Genomic DNA, 2521 nt, shown 5'->3' on the forward strand with positions numbered 1-2521 from the left:
GGCAGAGAGTGGCCAGTTTATCCGCACGATGAACCACGTCTTCAGCGGCGTAAGGACCACCGGCGAAAGGAAGAATGCCTTCCTGAAGATCGATCAGTACCAACGCGGTGGTGGAGGGGGTCAATGTCAGCATGGTGAGGGCCCTGTTATCTGGTGACTCGAGTCTTCAATTCTGGCTTCAGGCTAGGCGCAGGTCGGTCAACACACCAGCAAAAAACGTTTACCAGATGATAATAATGTTAACTTTTTTATCAAACAAAGGGCCGAGCGGCGAAGAAAGCCGCCACGGCCAGTCGGGACTCTTATCGAAAGGGGGAAATTCCTTTATAATGCCCCCCTTTTTTCATCGGACAGTATTCCCGCAAATCATGCCGTCGTTTTGTCAGCCGTCAAACGGGTTGGCTGGGCGCGGCAACGGCGGTTGAGTATAAAGGACATCGTGATGCGTACTGAATATTGCGGACGGTTAAACTCGTCCCACGTGGGCCAGGAAGTGACATTGTGCGGCTGGGTTAACCGTCGACGCGATCTGGGTGGCTTGATTTTTATTGATATGCGTGACCGCGAAGGTCTGGTTCAGGTCTTTTTCGATCCCGACCGACAGGACGCATTTACCCTGGCTTCCGAACTGCGCAACGAATTTTGTATTCAGCTGACCGGTCAGGTGCGCGCGCGCCCCGACAATCAGGTGAACAAAGACATGGCGACCGGTGAAGTTGAAGTGATCGCGACTTCTCTGACCATCATCAACCGCGCTGAGCCGCTGCCGCTGGACGGCAATCAGGTCAACAGCGAAGAAGCGCGCCTGAAGTACCGCTATCTCGACCTGCGCCGCCCTGAAATGGCGCAGCGTCTTAAAACGCGTGCGCGCATCACCAGCTTCGTGCGCCGTTACATGGACAGCAACGGTTTTCTGGATATTGAAACGCCGATGCTGACCAAAGCCACGCCGGAAGGCGCGCGCGACTATCTGGTGCCAAGCCGCGTACACAAAGGTAAGTTCTACGCGCTGCCGCAGTCCCCTCAGCTGTTCAAACAGCTGCTGATGATGTCTGGTTTCGACCGCTACTATCAGATCGTGAAATGTTTCCGTGACGAAGACCTGCGCGCAGACCGCCAGCCGGAATTTACTCAGATCGATGTGGAAACGTCGTTTCTGACCGCTCCGCAGGTGCGTGAGCTGATGGAAAGACTGGTGCGTGAACTGTGGACCGAGATTCTTGACGTCGATCTCAGTGAATTCCCGATCATGACCTTTGCGGAAGCGATGCGTCGCTACGGTTCCGATAAGCCCGATCTGCGTAACCCGATGGAGCTGGTGGACGTTGCCGATCTGCTTAAAGACGTCGAGTTCAAAGTGTTCTCCGGCCCTGCTAACGATGCCGCTGGCCGCGTCGCCGCGCTGCGTGTACCGGGCGGCTCACAGCTGAGCCGTAAGCAAATTGATGAATACGCGAAGTTTGTTGAGATCTACGGCGCGAAAGGGCTGGCCTATATCAAGGTCAACGAGCGCGCGAAAGGCATGGAAGGTATCCAGAGTCCGGTCGCGAAGTTCCTGAATGAAGCGATTATCACCACGTTGCTGGAACGCACCGGTGCGGCAGACGGCGACATCATTTTCTTCGGCGCAGACAAAGCTAACGTTGTCTCTGACGCGCTGGGCGCGCTGCGACTGAAGCTGGGTCGTGACCTGAAGTTGACGGAAGAAGGCACCTGGCGCCCACTGTGGGTCATCGACTTCCCGATGTTTGAAGACGATGGCGAAGGCGGTTTGACGGCGATGCATCACCCGTTCACTGCGCCAAGCAACATGACGCCAGAGCAGCTGGAAGCCGAACCGACTGCGGCCATCGCCAACGCCTACGATATGGTGTTGAATGGCTATGAAGTGGGCGGCGGTTCCGTGCGTATCCACAATGGCAACATGCAGCAGGCGGTATTCCGCATTCTGGGCATCACCGAACATGAGCAGCGCGAAAAATTCGGCTTCCTGCTGGATGCACTCAAGTTCGGCACGCCGCCGCATGCGGGTCTGGCGTTCGGCCTTGACCGTCTGGTCATGCTGTTGACCGGAACGGACAACATCCGTGATGTTATCGCATTCCCGAAAACCACGGCGGCGGCCTGTCTGATGACCGAAGCACCAAACTTTGCCAACCCGGCGGCATTGGATGAACTTTCCATCGCCGTGGTGGGCAAAGGCAAAGCGGCACAGGATCAACGGTCAGAGAATCCATGATATGACCTATAAGCGACCCGTTTCGGTTCTGGTGGTTATCTATGCCCGTGACACCGGGCGGGTGCTCATGTTGCAACGGCGCGACGATCCTGATTTCTGGCAGTCGGTCACCGGCAGTCTGGAAGAGGGGGAAACCGCGCGGTATGCCGCACAGCGTGAAGTAAAGGAAGAGGTGGATATCGATATCGCGGCGGAAGCGCTATCGCTTGTCGACTGTCATCGCTGTGTTGAGTCTGTCTCTTATACACATCTGACGCTGCCGACGAAGAGGATAGTGTAGAT

The 2521-nt window shown here is 56.1% G+C and carries 1 protein-coding gene and 2 pseudogenes; 2 read left to right on the forward strand and 1 reads right to left on the reverse strand.

From position 1 onward, the window contains the following. A pseudogene (locus Q7O77_RS16905) lies at positions 1-133 on the reverse strand (hydrolase); the annotation flags it as partial. 309 nt (positions 134-442) lie between these two features. Between Q7O77_RS16905 and aspS the strand changes: the two are divergent. Both aspS and nudB read left to right on the forward strand, forming a co-directional pair. Further along, positions 443-2239: an aspartate--tRNA ligase gene (gene aspS, locus Q7O77_RS16910; protein ID WP_304169925.1), complete on the forward strand. Its 1797-nt coding sequence runs from the start codon at positions 443-445 to the stop codon at positions 2237-2239. A 1-nt stretch (position 2240) separates the two neighbouring features. After that, positions 2241-2489 (forward strand): annotated as a pseudogene (gene nudB / locus Q7O77_RS16915) (dihydroneopterin triphosphate diphosphatase); the annotation flags it as partial. Between the last annotated feature and the right edge of the window lie 32 nt (positions 2490-2521).

Origin of the sequence: Lonsdalea britannica, from assembly GCF_946477055.1 — a bacterium.
In the GTDB taxonomy this organism is placed as follows: domain Bacteria; phylum Pseudomonadota; class Gammaproteobacteria; order Enterobacterales; family Enterobacteriaceae; genus Lonsdalea; species Lonsdalea britannica_A.